The 22,977-nt window shown below is 71.0% G+C and carries 16 protein-coding genes and 3 pseudogenes; 8 read left to right on the plus strand and 11 right to left on the minus strand.

The window, feature by feature from the left end:
• Positions 1–130: 130 nt before the first annotated feature.
• Positions 131–2,965, minus strand: coding sequence for an aconitate hydratase (locus ACGRHY_RS05170; protein ID WP_394634213.1), 2,835 nt, complete (start codon positions 2,963–2,965; stop codon positions 131–133).
• A 354-nt stretch (positions 2,966–3,319) separates the two neighbouring features.
• Here ACGRHY_RS05170 and ACGRHY_RS05175 point away from each other — a divergent pair, with 354 nt between their 5' ends.
• Together ACGRHY_RS05175 and ACGRHY_RS05180 are read left to right on the plus strand one after the other, a co-directional pair.
• On the plus strand, positions 3,320–4,849 hold the full coding sequence (locus tag ACGRHY_RS05175) for a helix-turn-helix domain-containing protein (RefSeq protein WP_394634214.1): 1,530 nt from the start codon (positions 3,320–3,322) through the stop codon (positions 4,847–4,849).
• A gap of 741 nt (positions 4,850–5,590) precedes the next feature.
• Positions 5,591–6,412 carry a hypothetical protein gene (locus ACGRHY_RS05180; protein WP_394634215.1) on the plus strand — a complete coding sequence of 274 codons (822 nt, stop codon included), beginning with the start codon at positions 5,591–5,593 and terminating at the stop codon, positions 6,410–6,412.
• Between the two features lie 91 nt (positions 6,413–6,503).
• Here the strand turns inward: ACGRHY_RS05180 and ACGRHY_RS05185 are convergent, their stop codons facing one another.
• Both ACGRHY_RS05185 and ACGRHY_RS05190 read right to left on the minus strand, forming a co-directional pair.
• Complete coding sequence (locus ACGRHY_RS05185) at positions 6,504–7,046, minus strand: RNA polymerase sigma factor (protein WP_394634216.1); 543 nt, start codon at positions 7,044–7,046, stop codon at positions 6,504–6,506.
• Between the two features lie 1,000 nt (positions 7,047–8,046).
• A complete protein-coding gene (locus ACGRHY_RS05190; RefSeq protein ID WP_394634217.1) occupies positions 8,047–9,021 on the minus strand; it encodes a lytic polysaccharide monooxygenase auxiliary activity family 9 protein in 975 nt (324 codons plus the stop codon).
• Between the two features lie 669 nt (positions 9,022–9,690).
• On the opposite strand from ACGRHY_RS05190, the gene ACGRHY_RS05195 reads away from it, so the two are divergent.
• From ACGRHY_RS05195 to ACGRHY_RS05210, 4 genes are all read left to right on the plus strand, one after another.
• Complete coding sequence (locus ACGRHY_RS05195) at positions 9,691–11,862, plus strand: glycoside hydrolase family 6 protein (RefSeq protein ID WP_394634218.1); 2,172 nt, start codon at positions 9,691–9,693, stop codon at positions 11,860–11,862.
• A gap of 113 nt (positions 11,863–11,975) precedes the next feature.
• Complete coding sequence (locus ACGRHY_RS05200; RefSeq protein WP_394634219.1) at positions 11,976–14,090, plus strand: cellulase family glycosylhydrolase; 2,115 nt, start codon at positions 11,976–11,978, stop codon at positions 14,088–14,090.
• Positions 14,091–14,246: 156 nt separating this feature from the next.
• Positions 14,247–14,924 carry a response regulator transcription factor gene (locus ACGRHY_RS05205; protein ID WP_394634220.1) on the plus strand — a complete coding sequence of 226 codons (678 nt, stop codon included), beginning with the start codon at positions 14,247–14,249 and terminating at the stop codon, positions 14,922–14,924.
• Positions 14,921–16,225, plus strand: a complete 1,305-nt coding sequence (locus tag ACGRHY_RS05210; RefSeq protein ID WP_394634221.1) for a sensor histidine kinase — start codon at positions 14,921–14,923, stop codon at positions 16,223–16,225. Before ACGRHY_RS05205 ends, ACGRHY_RS05210 begins: the two co-directional genes overlap by 4 nt.
• Positions 16,226–16,246: 21 nt before the next feature.
• Here the strand turns inward: ACGRHY_RS05210 and ACGRHY_RS05215 are convergent, their stop codons facing one another.
• From ACGRHY_RS05215 to ACGRHY_RS05235, 5 genes and pseudogenes are all read right to left on the minus strand, one after another.
• Complete coding sequence (locus ACGRHY_RS05215; protein ID WP_394634222.1) at positions 16,247–16,456, minus strand: peptidoglycan-binding domain-containing protein; 210 nt, start codon at positions 16,454–16,456, stop codon at positions 16,247–16,249.
• 797 nt (positions 16,457–17,253) lie between these two features.
• On the minus strand, positions 17,254–18,258 hold the full coding sequence (locus tag ACGRHY_RS05220) for an AraC family transcriptional regulator (RefSeq protein ID WP_394634223.1): 1,005 nt from the start codon (positions 18,256–18,258) through the stop codon (positions 17,254–17,256).
• Between the two features lie 23 nt (positions 18,259–18,281).
• Positions 18,282–19,109, minus strand: coding sequence for an NmrA family NAD(P)-binding protein (locus ACGRHY_RS05225; protein WP_394634224.1), 828 nt, complete (start codon positions 19,107–19,109; stop codon positions 18,282–18,284).
• Positions 19,110–19,325: 216 nt separating this feature from the next.
• Positions 19,326–19,517 (minus strand): DUF397 domain-containing protein, encoded by a 192-nt coding sequence (locus ACGRHY_RS05230; RefSeq protein ID WP_394634225.1) that lies wholly within the window; start codon positions 19,515–19,517, stop codon positions 19,326–19,328.
• Positions 19,518–19,534: 17 nt separating this feature from the next.
• Positions 19,535–19,657: pseudogene (locus tag ACGRHY_RS05235) on the minus strand (transcriptional regulator); the annotation flags it as partial.
• Here ACGRHY_RS05235 and ACGRHY_RS05240 point away from each other — a divergent pair.
• Positions 19,634–19,915 (plus strand): annotated as a pseudogene (locus ACGRHY_RS05240) (ATP-binding cassette domain-containing protein); the annotation flags it as partial. The pseudogenes ACGRHY_RS05235 and ACGRHY_RS05240 sit on opposite strands and share 24 nt — an antisense overlap.
• A gap of 60 nt (positions 19,916–19,975) precedes the next feature.
• A pseudogene (locus ACGRHY_RS05245) lies at positions 19,976–20,338 on the plus strand (TetR/AcrR family transcriptional regulator); the annotation flags it as partial.
• A gap of 13 nt (positions 20,339–20,351) precedes the next feature.
• Here the strand turns inward: ACGRHY_RS05245 and ACGRHY_RS05250 are convergent.
• The 3 genes from ACGRHY_RS05250 to ACGRHY_RS05260 form a co-directional block, all read right to left on the minus strand.
• Positions 20,352–21,953, minus strand: a complete 1,602-nt coding sequence (locus tag ACGRHY_RS05250) for a peptide chain release factor 3 (RefSeq protein WP_394634226.1) — start codon at positions 21,951–21,953, stop codon at positions 20,352–20,354.
• The gene (locus tag ACGRHY_RS05255; protein WP_394634227.1) at positions 21,950–22,129 is read right to left on the minus strand and encodes a hypothetical protein; all 180 of its coding nucleotides are present in this window, start codon (positions 22,127–22,129) and stop codon (positions 21,950–21,952) included. Before ACGRHY_RS05255 ends, ACGRHY_RS05250 begins: the two co-directional genes overlap by 4 nt.
• A gap of 104 nt (positions 22,130–22,233) precedes the next feature.
• Positions 22,234–22,968 carry a spermidine synthase family protein gene (locus ACGRHY_RS05260; RefSeq protein WP_394634228.1) on the minus strand — a complete coding sequence of 245 codons (735 nt, stop codon included), beginning with the start codon at positions 22,966–22,968 and terminating at the stop codon, positions 22,234–22,236.
• Positions 22,969–22,977 lie beyond the last annotated feature (9 nt).

A 22,977-nucleotide genomic window follows, 5' to 3' on the forward strand; every position in this document is an offset into this window, starting at 1 on the left:
CCTCCGGGAAACGCGGCGGGGCCGTACCTCCCACCATGGGAGGTACGGCCCCGCCGTCGCCGCTTGAACGCCGCCGCCCGGTGGCCCGCCCGGTCACCCGGGCGGCGGTCAGCGGCCTCTCACTCGCGGATCACTTGCGGATCAGCGAGCGCAGCACGTACTGCATGATGCCGCCGTTGCGGTAGTAGTCCGCCTCGCCGGGGGTGTCGATGCGCACCGTGGCGTCGAACTCCACGCCGGTGTCGGTGGTCACCTTCACCGTGCCCGGGATGCCGCCCTCGTTCAGCGCGGTGACGCCGCTGACGGAGAAGGCCTCCTCACCCGTCAGGCCCAGCGACTCGGCCGACTGCCCCTCGGGGAACTGCAGCGGCAGCACGCCCATGCCGATCAGGTTCGAGCGGTGGATGCGCTCGTAGCTCTCGGCGATGACGGCCCTGACGCCCAGCAGCGCGGTGCCCTTGGCCGCCCAGTCGCGCGAGGAGCCCGAACCGTACTCCTTGCCCGCCAGGACGACCAGCGGGATGCCGGCGGCCTGGTAGTTCTGGGAGGCGTCGTAGATGAAGGAGACCGGCCCGCCGTCGGCGGTGAAGTCGCGGGTGTAGCCGCCCTCGGTGCCCGGCGCGATCTGGTTGCGCAGGCGGATGTTGGCGAAGGTGCCGCGGATCATGACCTCGTGGTTGCCGCGGCGCGAGCCGTAGGAGTTGAAGTCGCGGCGCTCCACACCGTGCTCGGTGAGGTACTTGCCGGCCGGGGTGTCCGCCTTGATGGCGCCGGCCGGGGAGATGTGGTCGGTGGTGACCGAGTCGCCCAGCTTGGCCAGGACGCGGGCGCCGGAGATGTCCTGCACCGGCTCCGGGTCCATGCCCATGCCCTCGAAGTACGGGGGCTTGCGGACGTAGGTGGACTGCGGGTCCCACTCGAAGGTGTCGCCGGTGGGCACCGGCAGCGCCTGCCACTGGGCGTCGCCCGCGAAGACGTCCTGGTAGGAGGTGGCGAACATGTCCTCGCCGATGGCGGAGGCGACGACGTCGTTGACCTCCTGCTCGGAGGGCCACACGTCCTTCAGGAAGACCGGGTCGCCGTCCTTGTCGGTGCCCAGTGGCTCACGGGTGATGTCGGCCTTCATCGAGCCCGCGATGGCGTACGCGACGACCAGCGGCGGGGACGCCAGGTAGTTCATCTTGACGTCGGGGTTGATGCGGCCCTCGAAGTTGCGGTTGCCCGAGAGCACCGAGGTCACGGCCAGGTCGCCCTCGTTGACGGCCCTGGAGACCTCCTCCGGCAGCGGTCCGGAGTTGCCGATGCAGGTGGTGCAGCCGTAGCCGACGAGGTTGAAGCCCAGCTTGTCCAGGTACGGGGTGAGGCCGGCGCGGTCGTAGTAGTCCATGACGACCTTGGAGCCCGGGGCCAGGGTGGTCTTGACCCACGGCTTGCGGGTCAGGCCCTTCTCCACGGCCTTCTTGGCCACCAGGGCGGCGGCGACCATGACGTACGGGTTGGAGGTGTTGGTGCAGGAGGTGATCGCGGCGACGGTGACGGCGCCGTGGTCCAGCTCGTACTCGGTTCCGTCGGGGGCGGTGACGGTCACCGGGTCGGACGGCGCGTCGTCGGCCGGGCCGTCGGCGTGCCACGGCGCGCCGGAGCCGTTCTCCTGGTGGCCGTAGGCCGGGGCGTCGGAGGCCGGGAAGGACTCGGCGCTCGCCTCGTCCACCGGGGAGGCCACGCCCTTGGGCCGCTCCTGCGCGGGGACGCCCGGCTTGCGGCTCTCGCCGCCGGTGACGCCGGCGGAGACGTAGTTGCGCACGTCCTTCTTGAACTGCTCTGCGGCCTCGGCCAGGACGATGCGGTCCTGCGGGCGCTTGGGGCCGGCGATGGAGGGCACGACGGTGGAGAGGTCGAGCTCCAGCTTCTCGGAGAAGTCCGGCTCGGCGGCCGGGTCCAGCCACAGGCCCTGCTCCTTGGCGTACGCCTCGACCAGCGCGATCTGCTGCTCGGAACGGCCGGTCAGGCGCAGGTAGTTCAGGGTCTCGCCGTCAATGGGGAAGATCGCGGCGGTGGAGCCGAACTCCGGCGACATGTTGCCGATGGTGGCGCGGTTGGCCAGCGAGGTGGCGGCCACCCCCTCGCCGTAGAACTCCACGAACTTGCCGACCACACCGTGCTCACGGAGCATCTCGGTGATGGTCAGCACCAGGTCGGTGGCGGTGGTGCCGGCGGGCAGCTCGCCGGTCAGCTTGAAGCCGACCACCCGCGGGATGAGCATGGAGACCGGCTGGCCCAGCATCGCGGCCTCGGCCTCGATGCCGCCGACGCCCCAGCCCAGCACGCCCAGGCCGTTGACCATGGTGGTGTGCGAGTCGGTGCCGACCAGGGTGTCGGGGTAGGCCTGGCCGTTCCGGACCATGACGGTGCGGGCCAGGTGCTCGATGTTCACCTGGTGGACGATGCCGGTGCCGGGGGGCACGACCTTGAACTCGTCGAAGGCGGTCTGGCCCCAGCGCAGGAACTGGTAGCGCTCGCGGTTGCGGCCGTACTCCAGCTCCACGTTCTGCGCGAAGGACTCCGGGGTGCCGAACTTGTCGGCGATGACGGAGTGGTCGATGACCAGCTCGGCCGGGGCGAGCGGGTTGATCTTCGACGGGTCGCCGCCGAGCTCCTTGACGGCCTCGCGCATGGTGGCCAGGTCCACCACGCAGGGCACACCGGTGAAGTCCTGCATGATCACGCGGGCCGGCGTGAACTGGATCTCCCGGCCGGGCTGGGCCTGGGAGTCCCAGCCGCCCAGGGCCCGGATGTGGTCGGCGGTGATGTTCGCGCCGTCCTCGGTGCGGAGGAGGTTCTCCAGGAGGACCTTCAGGCTGTACGGCAGCCGGGAGGAGCCCTCGACCTTGTCCAGCCGGAAGATCTCGTACGACTCGTCGCCCACCTGCAGCGTGCTGCGGGCGTCGAAGCTGTTCGCCGACACGACAGTCTCCTTCAAGTGCATGGGTTCGCGCGTACCACCGCGATCCTGCCGCCCCGGGCCCCGACCGCTTCGCTCAGGCTCACCTAAGTGGAGGGTCGCCCGGCGAAGCCTCGGTGGACGCGGCGGCGGTACGTCTCTCGGTAGATATCTCGATGTCGAGATAACTCTAGTGCATGGCCGCTCCACGGTCATGCCCCGCCTCGACCCGGGTACCCGCACACCCTGCCCCAAGCACCGGCGCGGACACGGGGCGAACATGCGCTTGCCTGATAAAAGGGTGAAAATGCGAAGAAAAACTGAGACACACCCACGCCCCGGAGGTTGACATCTCATATCTGAGATAACATCTGCCTCATGACCGACGACTACCTCATGCGCATCGGCAAGCTCATCCGCGACGCCCGCCAGCACCGCGGCTGGACTCAGGCCCAGCTGGCGGAGGCACTGGCCACCAGCCAGAGCGCGGTCAACCGCATCGAACGCGGCAATCAAAACATCAGCCTTGAGATGATCGCCCGTATCGGTGAAGCCCTGGACAGCGAGATCGTCTCGCTGGGCTACTCCGGCCCGATGCATCTGCGGGTCGTCGGGGGCCGCCGCCTGTCCGGCGCCATCGACGTCAAGACCAGCAAGAACGCCTGCGTAGCCCTGCTGTGCGCCTCCCTGCTGAACTCCGGCCGCACCGTGCTGCGCCGGGTCGCCCGGATCGAGGAGGTCTACCGGATCCTGGAGGTGCTCGGCTCCATCGGGGTGCGCACCCGCTGGGTCAACGACGGCGCCGACCTGGAGATCGTCCCGCCGGCCGAGCCGGACCTGGACGGCATCGACGCCGACGCCGCCCGCCGCACCCGCAGCATCATCATGTTCCTCGGCCCCCTGCTGCACCGCATGGACCACTTCCGCATCCCCTACGCGGGCGGCTGCGACCTGGGCACCCGCACCGTGCAGCCGCACATGAGCGCGCTGCGGCACTTCGGCCTGGAGGTCACCGCGACCGAGGGCACCTACCACTCGGTGGTGGACCGCTCCGTGCGCCCCACCCGCCCCATCGTGCTGACCGAGCGCGGGGACACCGTCACCGAGAACGCCCTGCTGGCCGCCGCCCGGCACGACGGCACCACCGTCATCCGCAACGCCTCCTCCAACTACATGGTCCAGGACCTGTGCTTCTTCCTGGAGCAGCTCGGCGTGCGGGTGGAGGGGGTGGGCACCACCACGCTGACCGTCCACGGCACCTCCCACATCGACCGCGACGTGGACTACTCGCCCTCCGAGGACCCGGTGGAGGCGATGAGCCTGCTGGCCGCGGCCGTGGTCACCGAGTCGGAGCTGACGGTGCGGCGGGTGCCGATCGAGTTCCTGGAGATCGAGCTGGCCGTGCTGGAGGAGATGGGGCTGGACCACGACCGCGGCGCGGAGTACCGCGCCGACAACGGCCGTACCCGCCTGGTCGACCTCACCGTGCGGCCCTCCAAGCTGGAGGCGCCGATCGACAAGATCCACCCGATGCCGTTCCCCGGCATCAACATCGACAACGTGCCCTTCTTCGCGGCCATCGCCGCCAGCGCCCAGGGCAAGACCCTCATCCACGACTGGGTCTACGACAACCGCGCCATCTACCTGACCGACCTCAACCGGCTCGGCGGTCGCCTCCAGCTCCTGGACCCCCACCGCGTCCTGGTCGAGGGCCCCACCCGCTGGCGCGCGGCCGAGATGATGTGCCCGCCCGCCCTGCGCCCGGCCGTGGTCGTGCTGCTGGCGATGATGGCGGCCGAGGGCACCTCGGTGCTGCGCAACGTCTACGTCATCAACCGCGGCTACGAGGACCTGGCCGAGCGGCTGAACTCGGTGGGCGCGCGCATCGACATCTTCCGGGACATCTGACGCACTGCACCGCCGACGCTGCCGCACTCTCCTCTGACCTGCACGAATACAGGCCAGAGGAGGGTGCGGCGGCCTCTGTGGGACTTTTCTGGGACATTCAATCCGAGCCCGGAATCCCGCGGGCCACTCCCCCGGTCAAGCCCGTCGAGCGCACCGGGCCGCGCAAGACCGCGCTGATGGTGGCGCTGCCCGAGTGCCCGCGCGGAGCAGGACCTGGCGGAGCAGGACATGGGAGTGTTCTCACAGTTTGCACCCAGGCCGAGTCCCTTCCTCCCTTCTCCGAATCCGCCGAGAGCCGGATGTTCACCCACACACCCCGCCGCACCGTCCTCGGCTCCGCGCTCGACACCGAGGTGATCACCGACTTCGCGGGCATGCGCGGTGTCGAGCTGCTCACCATCGGCGCGGACACCACGCCAGAACAGTTGGCCGGGAGATCTGCCGGACCTCCTCGGCCGGCGCGGTCCGGCGCACGAGGACGCGAACCGGTGAACCCTTCTGCCACACCAGCGGCGTGTCTCCGGTAGCTCATCGGGAGCCAAGGCGCTGCGTCTTTCCGGGTGGGTCCGTGGTGCGTATGCCCACGGACTCACCCCAGATATGCGCGTGAGAGGCATTTCCGGCGGTGTGGGCTGTGACATCGTCCACGCACAGTACGCAGCGAAACAACCCAGAGGCGAAACCGGATGGGGCTCTGCGGGGTGTCTCCGGTGCAAGGATTCGCCGAACGGGAGGAATTCCATGAGGAAGAAGACCAGGGTCATCGCCGGCGTGAGCGCGCTGACGGCAGGGGCGGTTATGGCCATGATCGCCCCGGGCACTGCCGCAGCGGCGGCGTCTCCGGCACTGTCGTTCAACTGCGAACGGATCGCGTGGAGTTCGGATGGCAACTACCACGATCGGGATGACATCGGGGCCTCGTCGATGGCCCTGGCGCTGCTGGCGGAACGCGGTCAGCAGGAACGGCTGGTGCACTGGGACTACAACTCGCATCTGGGCAGCTCCAACAAGAGCTGGGAGGAGGACATGACCGTCGCGACCGAGGGCACCGGCGGACAGTTCGGATACGACAGCAGCGTCTTCTACAACACTCAGGAGGGCCAGGTCGACGCTGTCCAGCACCTCGCAGGCGTCATCAATCAGTCGACCGCGGACAATCGACTGTGTCTCGTGGGTGCGGGGCCGATGGGCGTGGTGTATCGAGGGCTGCGCGCCTCGAACAAGTCGGCGCACCAGCACGTCACACTGATCAGCCACTCGGACTGGAACAACAATCACGACGACGACCGCAACTGGTTCAACCTCGCGGACATCCAGCGGGACTACCCCGATGCCCGCTACCACAGAATTCCTGACCAGAACGCGGGTCTCGGCACCGGCGGTGGCGAAGGCAAGTGGTCCTGGATGGCCGACTCGCCGGATTCCGGCCTGCGGTTCGTGCACAACGTGGTGAACAACATCATGAACAAGAAAGGTGACGTGTCCGACGCGGGGATGATGTACTTCCTCGTCACCGGTGACCAGTCGGGCAATGCCGATAAGCTCCGGAACTTCCTCCAGTAACCCCCGGCGCCGGTCCCGCCGCCTTCCGGCGGACGGGCCCGGATCGGCGCGGCCCCCGGACCCCGGCACAGGGACCGGGGGCCGTTGCACGTTATCCCGGTTCAGCACGACCGCCGCGATCCACCGCGCACAGACGCCGGGGAACCCGCCCCGTGCCCGGTTCGTCGTCCAGTCCGGTGCGCAGCGTCTGCCGGCCCCGCCGGAGCCGCGTCTTGACGGTGTTGGCGGACACGCCGAGGACTTCGGCGACCGCCGCGACGGGAAGATCCGCGAGATAGTGCAGGGCCAGCGCCTGGCGATAGTGCTCCGGCATCGCGGCGAGCATCTCGCGCACGGCGACGGACTCCGGCGCGACGGGCTCGGCATGGACCGGCGGGCACATCCGTACCACCGCATGGGCGGCGCGCGCCGCCTGCCTGCGCCGCGACGACGCCAGGTTGTGAGCGACCCGCCGTACCCAGGCATCCGGAGCGTCATAGCCCCGCAGTCTCATCCAGCGGACGAAAGCGCGGGAGAACGCCTCTTGGACGATCTCCTCCGCGTCGTACCGGTTGTCCGTGACCTTGTACAACTGGCCTACCAGTCTGCTGTAGTGCGCGCGGTAGAAGCTCTCGAACCGTCCGGCGTCCGGCATGGCACATCCTTCGAAGGGGACCAGGTGACACAACCGCGATCCGGCGTGAGGCTCCGGCGGTCCGCACATCGTCACGGCGGGTCCCGCCTCCGGCCGGGCAGCCGGAACACCCACGGGACGCACGACAGAGGGCGAACCCGGCGCGGTGTGCCTCAGGCGAAGGCGATGGGGCAGCCTGCATGGCTGCTTTCAGGTGGGTACGGGCGTTATGAGCGGGGCGTCCGCGGTCGCGGTGCGACCTCGGCCCACACCGTCCTGCCTCCCGGCGGCTCTGGTGCCGTGCCCCATCGGTCGGCCAGTGCCGCCACCAGCAGCGGCACATGCCAGATGGCGAACGGTGCAGCCGCGAGACATCGGACCGGCCGGGCGCCGTGCGCCGTGACAGACAGCGGCTCCGTCGGGGAGCGGCCCGGTGAGCCGGTGCATGACGGCGGGCGGCGCACAGGTGGTGTGCCGACCGTTGTCGAGGGAAGCATGAGCATCTCATCTCCGGGGCGCACGGTGCGCCGTGTATCGCGACGGGGCGATGTACACAGGCTGCGGGTTTCGCAGGAGGGACAGGGGGAGGGACGCAAGCCGCCTCCGGTGCGGCCTTGACGTACGTGGCGCCGGATACGGCCGGGCCGGGCCAGACCATCCGCTTCTTGGTACTGGCCCGCCCGGGCGGCTTCATACTCCCCCTCTCTCGCCTTCCCCCCGCGGTGGGCGATGTGTGACGCCGGGGCGAACCCGCAGGGCCCGCCCCGGACCACCGCCCTGCCGCCGGGGTGCGGCGGGTCACTCGGAACGCGCCCAGGTCCTCGATGGATTCCGGTCACCGGTGACCTGGACGCACAGGTGCGCGCGGCCCGTCGAAAAGGACGGGGCGCTTCCGCGGCGCATGAGGGCAACCCTGCTCTCCTCAGGGGGTGGCCGACAATGCGCACACCGTGCGGAAAGGGTCCCTTGCCGCGCAGTTAACGCTCACCTAACGTCCCGCCCGCGGGTACGGGCGATGAGGTCAGCTGCAGCTGATGTCGGTGAAGACCGGAGGCTCTGCACCACTGGTGCCGGTGAACCCCGAGGAAGCGGACTCACCTGGTTCGAGGCTGCTGTTCCAGTCCGCCGCGTGCACCATCACGGTCTGCCCTGCCTGCATGTAGGTGCCGTTCCAGCCGTCGCTGACCGTGGTGCCCTCGGGAACGGTCCACTGCACGGCCCAGTCGTGCATCTTGCGGTCGCCCTCGTTGGTGATCGTCACCGTCGCCTGGAATCCTCCGGGCCAGCTGTTGTCCAGCTCGATGGCCGCGCTGCAGTCGGCGGGCTCGGGCGGGGGCGGGGGCGGCGTCTCGTCGTCGCCGAGGAAGACATCGGAGCAGCCGTAGAAGGTCTCGGTGCTGTCCGATCGCTCCCAGACGGTGTAGATGACATGCTGCCCGGTCCGTCCCTCCGGGAGCGTTCCCTGAAGACGGTAGCCGCCGTCGGTCAGCGGCGGCTGCGGGTCGGCGGTGAGGAAGGGCGCGGCATCCAGGTCGTCCCAGCTCAGCGGCTTGGTGGGGTCGTATCCCTGCCGGGTGATGTAGAGGCGGAACGAGCCGGGGTGCGGAACCCAGGCGGCGAAGTTGAACTCGACGTCGCCGCCGGCCTCCAGCTCCTGCGCGGGCCAGTCGTCCCGGGCGAGGTCGAAGCCGGCGTACTTCTCGGAGCCTCCGCTGCACAGCTGGCCGTCCGGGATGTACCCACGCGTCCGGCCGGCGCCGTCGGACCGCAGCACGCCGTACCAGTCGAACAGCGGCTGGGTGCCGGAGATGCCGACGGCGGCCGCACACGCCGGATTCTGCGGGTCGATCTCGCCGCTGGGCGACAAGCCGTCGAGATAGCAGGCATAGGTGCGGCTCGCGGGATCGACGAGCGCACCGTGGGCCGATGCCGGGCGTCCCGGTACCAGCGTCATCAGAAGGGCGATGAGGGCCACCACGAGCGGGGCGGCCACCATACGTTGACGGTGTGTCATGAGGTTCCTAACCGGAGTATGCCGATGCTCGCAGCCACGTCCGGCCATGCGCGCACGGCACGACGGCAGGAACGTGGCAGAACCGGCCCCGCGGGCATGCGCGAGGCCCCTGTCCGGTGGGGAAGCGGAACAGCGCTCTCTTGGGAGCGCTCCCATCCACCTCATGGTGCAGCGCCCGCAGGAGCCGGTCAAGAGGGAACGGAAAACGGCAGTGCACCGCGCGCCGCGGAGCCGTCCTCCCGCGTCGACCCGGAGCGGCGACACACACATGGCACGACAACTTCACCCAACCACCCTTGACAAGCAAGGAAGTTGCTGGCTTCATGTGATCGCGCCGCCGCGATTCCGAAGCGCCGACCGGTTTGTGACACCGGGGGCTTTCCGGTCGGCGCCGGGTACCGTTCACGCCAACTTGGGAGCGCTCCCATTCCTGGTGGTGTCCGCTGCCAGTTCTGCCATCGAGGCCATCGCTGATTCCGTGACGGAAGAAGCCCGTGCCGGTCCCGGCCGGCCATGTGCGCCTCGAAGTCACCACGTCGTCAGCCCCGAGCAACCGCACTCGACACCCGTGCGACACCCATGCGCTCACCGACCGCTGCCTTTCGGCGGTCCGATGCGGCGCGACTTCACCAGGGAAGGGAACGCTGCACCATGGAATCCCGACCGTTCCGCGCCGTGCGCGCCGCAGCGGTGATGTCCGGCCTGGTGGCCGGTCTGCTGCTCCCGCTGCAGACGGCGCCGACCGCGGCGGCTGCCGAGCCGCACGTGGACAACCCCTTCGTGGAGGCCGATCTCTACCTCAACCCGGACTACACGGACCAGGTGGAGACGTCCATGGCACGCACCGCCGACGAGACTCTGCGGGCGCGGATGGGCGCGCTGCGTTTCCGGCCCACGGCCGTCTGGATGGACCGGATCGCGGCCATCCACGGCGGCGACGACAACAGCGACCGCCTCAGCCTGCGCGGTCACCTCGACCAGGCCCTGGCACAGGCTGAACCGGGGCGGCCCATCACCGCCACCTTTGTGATCTACAACCTTCCCGGGCGCGACTGTGCCGCTCTCGCGTCCAACGGCGAGCTTCCGCTCACCCAGGAGGGGCTGGCACGTTATCAGCACGAGTACATCGACGCGATCACCGGCGTCATGGGCGACCCGGCCTACGCCGGCGTGCGGATCGTCGCCATCATCGAACCGGACGGACTGCCCAACCTGGTCACCAATCAGCTGGACCCGCAGTGCGCGCAGGCCAAGAGCAGCGGCATCCAGGTGGAGGCGGTGCGCTACGCCCTCGACGCCTTGCACGCCCTCCCGAACGTCTACACCTACATGGACATCGCCCACTCGGGCTGGCTGGGCTGGGACGACAACCTGCGCAACACCGTCGATCTCTACACGGAGGTGGCTCAGGGCACCGAAGCGGGGCTCGCCTCGGTCGACGGTTTCGCCACCAATGTGGCCAACTACACCCCGTCCGAGGAGCCCTACCTCCCCGACCCGGAGCTCCGTCTGAACATCAGCGGACTGCCGGTGAGGAGTTCCTCCTTCTACGAGTGGAATCCCGTCTTCGACGAGACGGACTTCGCGGTGGCGCTGTGGGACGCGTTCCGTGCCCGGGGCTGGCCGGAGACCACCGGCATGCTCATCGACACCAGCCGGAACGGCTGGGGCGGCGAAGCCCGGCCCACCGGGCCCGGTGCCGGCGACGCCGTGGACACCTATGTGCGCGCATCCGCCGTCGACCGTCGCGGGCACCGAGGGCTGTGGTGCAATGTCGCGGGCGCCGGGCTCGGCCGGGCACCGCAGGCGGCGCCCGCGGGCCACCCCGAAGCCCACCTGGACGCCTTCGTCTGGGTGAAGCCTCCGGGCGAGTCCGACGGGGCGTCGCAGGAGGTCCCCAACGACGAGGGCAAGCATGCCGACCCGATGTGCGACCCCGAGCACATCACGGCCACGGCCGGCAAGGTCCCCACCGGAGCGCTGGCGGACGCTCCGCTGGCCGGACACTGGTTCCACGAACAGTTCGCGATGCTGATCCGCAACTCCTATCCCGCGGTGCCGGCGTCAGCGGACGGCACCGACACCCTCGCCCCGTCGGCACCCTCCGGCCTGCGAGGGCTGCTGACCCGGTCCGCAAGCGTCACCCTCGGCTGGGGTGCCGCCGTGGACGACGGAGTGGTGGCCGGCTACGACATCTACCGGGACGGCATCGAGGTCACGGCCGGTCCGGTCCCGGACACCACGTTCACGGACGCCGGACTGGAACCGGGGACCTCCTACACCTATGTGGTCCGCGCCAGGGACGAGGCCGGTAACGTGTCCGCCCCCTCCGCACCGTTCACGGTGACCACACAGCCGGACGGCGCGGCGACGGGTGACCTGGAGGTCCTGCACCGGGACAACGACGCCTCCCCGGGCAACAACGCGATCCGGCCGGGTCTGAGCGTCCGCAACACCTCGTCCGTCCCGGTCGATCTGTCCGACGTCACAGTGCGCTACTGGTTCACCCGCGACGGTTCGTCCCCGGTGTCCGTCTGGTGCGATCACGCGGTGATCGGATGCGGCTCCCTGACCTACTCCGTCGTCGAGACGGCGACCCCCCTTCAGGGTGCCGACGCCTTCATCGACATCGGATTCACCGGCGGGACGCTCTCGCCGGGGGCGGAGACGGGAGCGATCGAAGTGCGCGTCAGCAAGGCGGACTGGTCGGACTTCGACGAGACCGACGACCACAGCCACCGTTCCGGAAGCGGGTATCTGGCGGCCCCCACGGTGACCGCGTACCTCGACGGCTCCCGCGCCTGGGGCTCGGAGCCCTCCTGACCGGCGGCGGGAGAGGTGCGTCCGAGCCCCCCACCCTCTCCCGCCGTCCCACCCCCGCACACACCACGCCGTGGACCTTCCACGGCAGCAGCGCGAGAAGAGAGAGGACATCCATGTCCGCACCACCCACCACCCCGCCGCGGAGGCGGTCGCCGATGCGCGCGGTGGCCGCCGCGCTCCTGGGATTCGCGATGGCGGCGACCCCGGCCGTCACGGCCGCCGCCTCCGGGAGCGAGCCCGAAGGCGCCGCGGCAGCGGCCGTCCCGCAGGAGGACTGGTTGCACACCGAGGGCAACCAGATCGTCGACGAGGCCGGCAAGCCGGTCTGGCTGACGGGCGCCAACTGGTTCGGTTTCAACACCTCCGAGCGCGTGTTCCACGGGCTGTGGACCGCCAACATCGAGACCGTCACCCGTCAGATGGCCGAGCGCGGCATCAATATGGTCCGGGTACCGATCTCCACCCAGCTGCTGCTGGAGTGGAAGGCCGGCGGCCTGGCCCCGGCCACCGGCATCAACGACGCGGCCAACCCCGAGCTCGACGGCATGACCACGTTGGAGATCTTCGACTACTGGCTTGAGCTGTGCGAGCAGTACGGGCTCAAGGTCATGCTGGATGTGCACAGCGCCGAGGCGGACAACTCCGGCCATGTGTACCCCATGTGGTACAAGGGCTCCATCACCTCCGAGGACTTCTACGAGACCTGGGAGTGGGTGGCCGAGCGCTACAAGGACAACGACACCATCCTGGCGATGGACATCCAGAACGAGCCGCACGGAACCCAGGACCAGTCCCCGCGCGCGAAGTGGGACGACTCCACGGACCAGGACAACTGGAAGTACGCCTGCGAGACGGCGGGCCGGCGCATCCTCGCCGTCAACCCGAAGGTGCTGATCCTCTGCGAGGGCATCGAGATCTACCCGCGCGACGGCGCTGACTGGCAGTCCACGAACGAGGACGACTACCACTTCAACTGGTGGGGCGGCAACCTCCGCGGGGCCCGGGAGCATCCGGTGGACCTCGGCGCGCACCAGGACCAGCTCGTCTACTCCCCGCACGACTACGGCCCGTTGGTGTACAACCAGCCATGGTTCGAGGGCGAGTGGAACCGCGACACCCTCGAAAGGGACGTGTGGGACCCGAACTGGCTCTACCTGCACAAGGAGAACACCTCCCCGCTGCTCCTGGGCGAGTGGGGCGGCTTCCTGGACGGTGGTCCGAACCAGAAGTGGATGACGGCGCTGCGGTCCCTGATCACGGAGGAGCGGCTGCACCACACCTTCTGGTGCCTCAACCCGAACTCGGGTGACACCGGGGGGCTGCTGAACAGCGACTGGACGACGTGGGACGAGGAGAAGTACGAGTTCCTGAAGCCGGCCCTGTGGGAGCAGGACGGCAAGTTCGTCAGCCTCGACCACCAGGTGCCTCTCGGGGGTATGGACAGCACCACCGGCATCAGTCTGGCCGAGGCCTCCGGTGAACAGCCGGAGCCGGACACCGAGGCGCCCTCCGCACCCGACGGACTCACCGCCGATGTCTCGGCCTCCCGGGTGTCCCTGACCTGGCAGCCGGCCACCGACAACGTACGGGTCATCGACTACAGCGTGTACCGGGACGGCGTGGAGGTGGCGAGCGGCCTGCGGGACACCGGTTTCGTCGACCGCGGCCTCACCTCCGAGACCGCGTACGCCTACACCGTGCGGGCCCGCGACGCCGCGGGCAATGTCTCCGCCGCCTCCGCCCCGCTGACCGTCACCACAGCCCCGCCCGGAACTCCCAGCGGCGATCTGACGGTCCTGCACCGCAACAACGACGACCCCCGGGACAACGCGATACGGCCCCACCTGAAGATCGTCAACAACAGCGACCAGCAGGTCGACCTGGCCGATGTCACGATGCGCTACTGGTTCACCCGGGACGGCGACTCCTCCGTACAGGCATGGTGCGACTGGGCCGTTGCGGGATGCAGCAACCTCGAGCTGCGGGTGGTCGAACTCGCCGTGCCCGTGGACGGAGCGGACGCCTACGTCGAGATCGGGTTTACCCAGGGCAGCCTGGCGCCCGGCGCGGACACCGGGGACATCCAGATCCGGGCGAACAAGACCGACTGGTCGGTGTTCGACGAGACGGACGACTACAGCCACACCGTGTCAGCCTCCTACACCGAGGCGCCGGCGATCACCGCCTCCCTCGCCGGAGACGCCGCGTGGGGCACCGAGCCGAGCTGAGCCGCTCGCGGCAGCCGCTTGCCCCCGCCGCCCCGGCGGGGGCAAGCGCTCTGCGGTCGGGCACCGCTTCGCGACCGCAGAGCACCCGAGCCCTTCGGATACGTGAAGTACGCCTTCAGGGACGCATACCGCCATACCTCCTCTAGGGTTCCCGGCATGCCGACGGTTCTCGTTGTGGAAGATGACGACCTCGTCCGCGATGTACTCGTCCGCTCGTTGAGCGCCGAGGGATACAGCGTGACCGGGGTGGCCACCGCTATGGAGCTGATGCGCCGGATGGCGCCTCCGCTGCCGCACCTCGTCGTTCTGGACCTCGGTCTCCCCGACCTCGACGGCGTTCAGGTGCTGCGCATGCTGCGCGCGGTCAGCCGCGTACCGGTCGTCATCGTGACGGCCCGGGACGAGGAGGCCAGCATCATCCGCCTCCTGCGCGATGGTGCCGACGACTACCTCGTAAAGCCGTTCTCCGGAGAACAGCTGGCGGCGCGGGTGCAGGCGGTGCTGCGACGGTCGGGGCAGGCTCCACCCGACACCCTTCGGGTCGGGGACCTCGTCCTGGATCTGGCGCAGCGGTCGGTGACCATGGACGGCCGGCCGGTCGATCTCAACCGGCGCGAGTTCGATCTGCTGGCCTGCCTGGCACGGCGCGCGGGGTCCGTGGTCACGCGACGGGAGTTGCTGACCGAGGTCTGGCGCGGCTGCGATGTCTACGACCGCACCATCGACGTGCACACCTACTGGCTGCGGAGGAAGCTGGGGGAGAGCGCCACGGCACCGCGCTATCTGCACACGGTGCGCGGGGTGGGGCTGCGGCTCGCGGAGCCGGCGTCATGACGCTGCGCGCCTGGCACGCCCGCCTGTCCCTCGGCGTGGCGTTGCTGACCGCGCTCGCCTTCGCACTGCCGCTGGCGTTCCTCGCGGCCCAGCAGGCCGCCGACCGGGCACGGCAGCAGTCCGAGCGGCGTGCCGCCACGCTGGTGGCGGTACTCGGCACCACCCGGGATCCGGAAGCCGTGCGGGAGGCACGGCAACGGACCGGTGACGACGCGGCGTCCACCTGCGTGCGCCTGGGCGAGACCGTCGTCGGGACGTGCCAGGCACCCGTCACCGAAGCGGTGCGGGTGGCGGAGCACGGCAAGGCGGTCCGCGGCGGGCCCTACGGCGGAGAGGAAGTACTGCTGCTGCCGGTATCGCTGCCGGGGGGCACCACCGCCGTGATCGAGTCCGTCGTGCGTGCGGAGGAACGGTCGGCGGGAGTGATGACCGCCTGGGGCGTGCTCGCCGCCGCGGTCACCGTGCTGACCGTGCTGTCGGTGAGCGCCGCCGACCGGATCGCCCGGCGTCTCAACCAGGCGTACGCGGAACTCGCCCAGGCCACCCGGTCGGTGGGTGAGGGAGATTTCGCGGTCCATGTCGGCGCCGAGGGACCGCGGGAGGTCCGCCGAGTGGCCGAGGCCATGAACACCATGGCCGAGCGCATCGCGGAACTGATGCGTGCCGAAAGAGAGATGACCGCCGATCTGTCCCATCGGCTGAGGACGCCGCTGACCGCACTGCGCCTGGAAGCGGACCTGATGCCGCCCGCCCAGAGCGCTCGGCTGCGCTCCGGGCTGATCGCGCTCGACCGCGAGCTGACATCGGTGATCGAAGCCACCCGTACGCGGCGGTCTGCTCCTCAGCCCTCCGAGCAGGGATGTGACCTTGCGGCCGTGGTACACGACCGGATGGCCTTCTGGGGTGAGCTGGCCCGAGCCCAGGGCCGTACCTGTGAGGTGTCGGCCGCATGGACGCCCCGGGTCCATGGTCTGCGGCAGGATCTGGTCGCGGCACTGGACGCACTGGTCGGCAACGTGTTCCGGCATACACCGCCGGGTACCTGGTTCGCGGTGCGGACGGAACGCCCGGCGGGGGCGGTCCGGCTGGTCGTGGAGGACGCCGGGCCCGGTATCGAGGCGCCCCACTACGCGGTACAACGCGGCCGCAGCGAGGCAGGGTCCAGCGGGCTCGGCCTCGATATCGTCGGTCGTGCCGCAAAAGCGGCGGGCGGCAGCGTGACGCTGGACCGCGGAGACCGTGGAGGGGCGCGTATCACGGTGACGATCCCGGCACCGGGCGCCGCGGACCGGGCCCTGTGACGTGGAGGTGCGGCACCCGGCTCAGAGTCGGCCCTCGAGCAGGGCACGCGTGGTCGGCCCGTAGACGCCGGGCGGGTCGTCCTGCACGCCGTGCAGAGCCTGGTAGTTCTGCACGGCCGCCTCGGTCGGCTGGTCGAAAAGGCCCGTGACCGGAGTGGAGAGCAGGCCCGCTTCCCGGAGAAGCTGCTGCAGCCGCCGTACAGCACTCCCCCGGTCACCCAGGGCCAGCACGGGCGGAGCGGAGGCGGGCCCCCCGGAACCCTGATCCGCAACCGGACTCGGACTCGGCGTACCGGAGTCGGCCTCTCCCGGCGTCGCGGGACCCTCGGAGTCGGGAGCGGACGACACCGTGGCTTCCGGACGCGGACGGGCCGGCCCGTTCGCCTCCGGTTCCGGGGTCGGGGTGCCGTGAATCACCGGTGAGCCGGGAGGTCCCAGTGGCGTGTCGAGCAGTCGCACCAGAGACAGGCTGAGGACGGCCAGCAGTACGACTCCGGATCCGGCCAGCGCGCGCCCCCTCCAGGAACGCCGCGGAGCGGCGCGGTTCGTGCCCGGACCGGTGGCCGGCCCGCCGTCGGGGGAGGAAGCAGAGGGACCTCTCGTCACGTAGACATTGTGCGGTACGCCTGGCGTGACATGCCGCGAGAACATCGACCTGCTGCCTCACCCGTCTCCGCCGGGGACGGCGGCCGAGACGTGGCCCGTGGGTCCGCCGGGGCCGTTCGCGTGCCCCCGCCTCGTCCGCCCGTCGGGCACCGCGGGGCAGACGGAGGTATGCGGATGGCTTCACACTCTGCATGGAGCCGAAAGAGGGCCGTCGGCAGTGGGAGCCCCCTGGGGCTTCTCTGGGACTTCTCTGGGACTTCCGGCTGCGTCAGCGGGCATGAGCGTGAAACAGCCGAAAGGCCATCTGGGCAGGTCACGAGGCCGCGTGGTCTATTCCGCGACATCCGAGCCACCTCCGGGAGCGCCCCGCGCGCCCTTCCCGGCCCGCGCGGGCGCGGGCGCGGGCGCGGGCGCTGCGGAGGTCACGCCCGGGAACGGCTTCCGAGGACGACCGTCCGCCCGTCGGAGCCGGTGTCCGCGGCCTCGCCGGGCCGCTTTCCCCTGCGGAACTCCCTCGGGCTGACGCCGCGTTCCCGCTTGAACGCGGCGCTCAGGGCGAACGGGCCCGAGTACCCCACCCGCCGGGCGATGCCGGCGACGGACAGATCGGGGTCGCGCAGCAGTTCGGCGGCGAGCGTCAGCCGCCATCCGGTCAGATAGGACATCGGCGGCTGACCGACGAGTTCGGTGAAGCGGCGGGCCAGCGCCGCCCGGGAGATCCCGACGGAGGAGGCGAGCGAGGCGACCGTCCACGGCTCGCCGGGCCGCTCGTGCAGCAGCCTCAGGGCCTGCCCCACCACCGGGTCGCCCTGGGCCCGGAACCAGGGCGGCGCACCGGTGCCCGGCTCCGTGAGCCAGGAGCGCAGGACGTCGATGAGCAGCAGGTCGAGCAGCCGGTCCAGGACCACCTCCTGGCCGATGTCCTCCTTGTCCACCTCGTCGGCCAGCATGCCGATCAGCGGGGTGCGCGCGGCCGAGGCGGGCCGGACCAGCAGGGCCGGCAGGCCGGCGAGCAGCCTGCGCCCGACCTCGCCGGGCGCCTGGTAGGTGCCGCTGAGCATCACGGTCGCCCCCGTGCGGTGCGGTTGGCCCCAGGTGCGCACCCCCAGGGACATCGCCTCGGTGACGTCCTTCCCTTCGTTGGTACCGCAGCGCTGCCCGGGGCCGACCGTGATGCCCGGCGGTGTCGCCGGGTCGTCGGCGAGCGTGTACGGCTCGGGCCCGCGCAGGACCGCCACGTCCCCGGCCGCCAGCCGCGACGGCTCGCCGCCCTCGTACAGCACCCACGCCGAGCCGTGCAGCACGGTGACCAGCGACAGGGGCGCGCGGTCCTCGACGCGCAGCCCCCACGGTGGGTTGAACACCGACTTCAGAAGGAAGGCGCCTCTGGCCCGGGGACTCCCCAGCAGGCCGCCGATCGTGTCCACAGCACTCGTCTCCCGCCACCCGGTCAGGCGTCCCAGACCCCGGTGGCCGCGGCCTCCCCGACGTACTGCGAGAAGTCTCTGGGCTCCCGCCCGAGCACCTCCCGGACGCCGTGCACCACACTGGCGTTGCGGCCGTCGGTGATGAGGGTGAAGAGGTCCGCGAACTCCTCCGGCTCGCCCGCCTCCCGCAGCGCCGCACGGTATTCGTCGGCGCCGACCGGGACGTAGGCGATGGTCCGGCCGGTGGCCGCCGACAGCTCGCGGGCCACGTCGTGGAAGCTCAGCAGCCGGGGGCCGGACAGTTCGTAGGTCTCACCGATGTGCCGGTCGTCGGTGAGGGCGGCGACCACGACGTCGGCGATGTCGTCGGCGTCCACGAACGGCTCGACGGCGTCCCCGGTGGGCAGCGCCAGCTCGCCCGAGCGGACTGGGTCGAGGAAGAAGCCCTCGCTGAAGTTCTGGTCGAACCAGCCGGCCCGGACGACGGTCCAGTCGCAGCCGGACGCCTTGAGCGCTTCCTCACTGGCGACGGCGCCCTCCTCGCCCCGGCCGGAGAGCAGCACCAGACGGCGCGCCCCCCGCGCCACGGCGAAGGCCGCGAACCGCCCGACGGCCTCCTTCGCCCCCGGGAACGCGAGGTCGGGGTAGTAGGTCACGTAGGCGGCGCGGACCCCGTCCAGCGCGGCCGGCCAGGTGCTCTCGTCCTCCCAGACGAAGGGGATCCCACTGCTGCGGGAGCCGGCCCGCGCGGGGCGGCCGAGCGCCCGGAGGCGGTCGACGACCCGCCGTCCGGTCTTGCCGGTGCCGCCGATGACGAGGATGGGTGCGGTGTCCTGCCCTTGGGTGCTCATGGCTTCATTGAAGTCCCCGCGCGGCGGACGCTCCATGGCCCCCGGGCTCACGTTCATACGCGATCGTCTCGGCCCGCGGGTGCGGTGCGCGGGCACGGGCCGCCCCGGCGGGGTTCACGGGACGAGGGCCGCGGCTATGAGGACGGAGCCACACGGTGAGGGTGCGCCGTCCGCCGCGCCGTCGTCCCGCGGGGCGGACGGCCTACCCGAAGTCGCTCAGTGCTCCGACGCGAAGCGCACGAACCGGCTCCAGCCCTCGCCGCCGACCTTGAAGGCGGGGCGGGCCAGGTCCTTGGAGTCCCGTACGTGGACGGCCCGTTCGGCGATCGCGACCTCCACGCAGTCGTCGTCCTGGCTGCCGCTGTAGCTGGACTTGAACCAGTCGAGTTCCGTCGTACCGCTGCTCATAGCGCTCCGTAAGTTGTCAGTCGGCACTCGTAGGTGGACAGGCTCACCGCGTTCCGCTCCAGCCGTGCCCACTGCCGGAACCACGCGGCGAGCCCCACCTCGCCCCGCGTGAGGTGGCGGTCGGGCTCACGCACCGCGCCGGCTCCCGGCCGCACCAGTTGTCCGGTGGCGAACGGCAGCGCGCGGGCCTGGCCCGCGCCCTGATGACCTCCCCCGCCGTCCTGCTGGTGGACGAACCCACCTCCGCGCTGGACCGGGTGCGCTCGGCCGAGGCCGTACGGCTGATAGCCGAGCAGACCCGTGAGCGCGGCACGGCCACGGTCATGGTCACCCACGACACGGCGGTAATGGACGCTGCCGACCGGGTGTACGAGATGGTCGACGGCCGCCTGTCCTGACCGGGGCCGTGGGCCGGCGCGCACTCCCGGCCCCGTCCGCCACCCCGGAGTCCTCACCGCATGCCGAAGATCAACGCCTCCACCGTCGCCGAGCACCGCGCCCACCAGCGCGAGGCACTGGTGGGGGCGGCGATCGACATCCTGGTGAGCGAGGGCGCCGCCGCCGTCACCCCGGCGGCGGTCGGCGCCCGGGCAGGCCTGGCCCGCTCCAGCGTGTACCAGTACTCCGACTCCTCGGCGGCTCTGCTGGCGGCCATCACCGAGCAGGCCTTCCGGCGGTCGAACGAGGCGCTCGCCGGCGTCATGGCCGCGGCGAGCGGCCCGGTGGCGCGCGTGGAGGCGTTCTTCCGGGAGAGCCTCCGCCTGGGCGCCGAGGGCGCGCACCGGCCGGCCGCCGCCCTCCTGAGGGGCCGCCGCCTCCCCTCGGGCCCGTCTCTCAGGTATGGGCGGCGATGAGCGTCTCCAGTTGGGCTCGGGGGAACTCGCGGGCGAAGGAGTCGGCCTGCCAGCGGCTGGGGAAGAGCGCGAGGTGGGTCCTGTCCCGGCTGCGGATCAGGCCCTCCCCCGTCACCAGCCGGGTGCGGTTGAGGGCCTCCGCGCCGGCGGCGTCGGTGGCCCGGGCGACGTGGTAGGGCAGCGGCTCCAGTCGCACGGGGGCGGAGAACTCGTACTCCATGCGGTGGGCGACCACGTCGAACTGCATGGGCCCGACCGCGGCCAGCACCGGCGCCTGCTCCCCGCGCAGATCGGAGACGAGGACCTGGACCACGCCCTCCTCGTCCAGCTGCGCGATACCGCGGCGGAACTGCTTGGAGCGGCCGATGTCGGCGGGACGGACGACGGCGAAGTGCTCGGGGGCGAAGGTGGGCATGGGCGGGAAGGCGGCGGGCGGGCCGGTGTAGAGGGTGTCGCCCACCCGCAGGGCGGTGGCGTTGACCAGGCCGACCACGTCGCCGGGGTAGGCGACGTCGACCGAGGAGCGGTCCTGGCCGAAGACGCTGTGGGCGTACTTGGTGGCGAACGGCTTGCCCGAGGCGGCCCGGATGACGGTCGTGCCGCGCTCGAAGACCCCGGAGCACACCCGCATGAAGGCGATGCGGTCGCGGTGGGCGGGGTCCATGTTGGCCTGCACCTTGAACACCAGGCCGGCGAACGGCGCGTCGACGGGCCGACTGCCCCCTCCGTCCAGTTCGCGTGCTCCGGGCGGCGGGGCCAGGTCGACGACGGCGTCCAGCAGCAGCCGCACCCCGATGTTGGACACGGCCGCGCCGAAGAACACCGGCGTGGACTTGCCCGCCAGGAACGAGCCCTGGTCGTGCTCGGCGCCGTCGGCGCGCAGCAGTTCCAGTTCCTCGACCGCCCTGGCCCAGTCGCCCCCCTCCTCGGCGGCCGCCCGGTCTGCCGGGACCACCTCCTCGGCCGCCGCCCGGGCGCCGCCGGGGGCGCGGGTGTAGCGCAGCATCCGCTCCGGTTCGCGCACGTCGATCAGCCCCCGCAGACGGCCGGCGTCGCCGACCGGCCAGGTGACGGGGGTGGGCTTGAGGCGGAACTCGGACTCGATCTCGTCCAGCAGCTCCAGGGCGTCGCGGCCGGGCCGGTCCCACTTGTTGACGAACGTGATGACGGGGATGCCGCGGTGGCGGCAGACGTCGAACAGCTTGCGGGTCTGCTCCTCCAGGCCCTTGGCCGCGTCGATGAGCATCACCGCGCAGTCCACGGCGGCCAGCACCCGGTAGGTGTCCTCGGAGAAGTCCGCGTGGCCGGGGGTGTCCAGCAGGTTCAGCACCGCATCGCGGTGGGCGAACTGCAGCACCGCGGAGGTGACCGAGATGCCGCGGGTCTTCTCCATCTCCATCCAGTCCGACGCCACTCCGCGCCGGCCGGCCTTGCCGTGCACCGCGCCGGCCGAGGTGATCGCCCGCGCGTGCAGTGCCAGCGCCTCGGTCAGCGTCGACTTGCCCGCGTCCGGATGGCTGATCACCGCGAACGTCCGCCGCCGGGCCGCCTCACCGGCCGCCTGCCGGTCCGCGGCGCTCACCGCGCCGCCTCCGGGCGCGGACTCCCGCACCGCGCGTCCGCCTCGACCCTGTACCTGCGCAACCGTTCCACCAGTTCCTCGTGTGCCTCTCCGTCTTCGCCGGTCCCGGGCAGCGGCCGGCGGCCGTCCTCGCGGTGGCGGGCGGCGCGCGGAGACAGGCCCGTGTGCTCGCCCACGGCTCCAGCGTCTCACCTCGCCCGCCGGGCCACCGCACACAAACCTACCTTGACGTAAGGGTAGGTTTCCAAGGGCGGAACGGATTCCCGGCCTCCGCCCGCCGCTACGCCCCGGCGTCCTTCCCTGCCACGTAGACGGTGTTGGCCGACTCCTCCTCCGGCCGGTAGGGGTTGCCGAAGCGGACGACATGGGCCTCGGCGGTGGAGAAGACCCGCGCCAGTACGGCGGTGAAGTCCTCGTCCGGCGGATCGTCGGACCACAGGGCGAAGACGCCGCCGGGGTGGAGGTGTGCGGACAGGGCGCGCAGCCCGGCCTCCTCGTAGAACGGGGCGTGGCTCGGGTGCAGCACGTGGCGCGGCGAGTGGTCGACGTCCAGCAGGATCGCGTGGAGGCGGCCGCCCGGCCGCCGCGGGTCCAGCCCCCCGGTGCCCGCGGCCCGCTCGAAGAAGTCCCCCCGGACGAGCCGGCAGCGCCGGTCCGACACCAGCGCCTCGCCCAGCGGCACCAGCTTCTCCTCGTGCCAGCGGATGACGTCGGGGAGGGCGTCGACGACGACCAGCGAGCGCACCCGCGGGTCCTCCAGCACGGCCCGCGCGGTGTAGCCGAGGCCGAGCCCGCCCACGGCCACGTCCAGCCCTGCATCGGCGTGCGGGAGCGCGGCCAGGCCGAGGCGGGCCAGTTCGGTCTCGCCGGCCGTGAAGAGGCTGGACATGAGGAACTCGTCGCCGAGCTTGACCTCGTACACTTCCCGGCCGGTCACCGGGTCCAGGCGGCGGCGCAGACTGATGTCGCCCATCGGGGTGGGGCGCCAGTCGATCTCCTCGAAGCGCAGGCTCATGCGGTCGCC

Origin of the sequence: Streptomyces shinuiensis (genome assembly GCF_043660855.1) — a bacterium.
GTDB lineage: Bacteria > Actinomycetota > Actinomycetes > Streptomycetales > Streptomycetaceae > Streptomyces.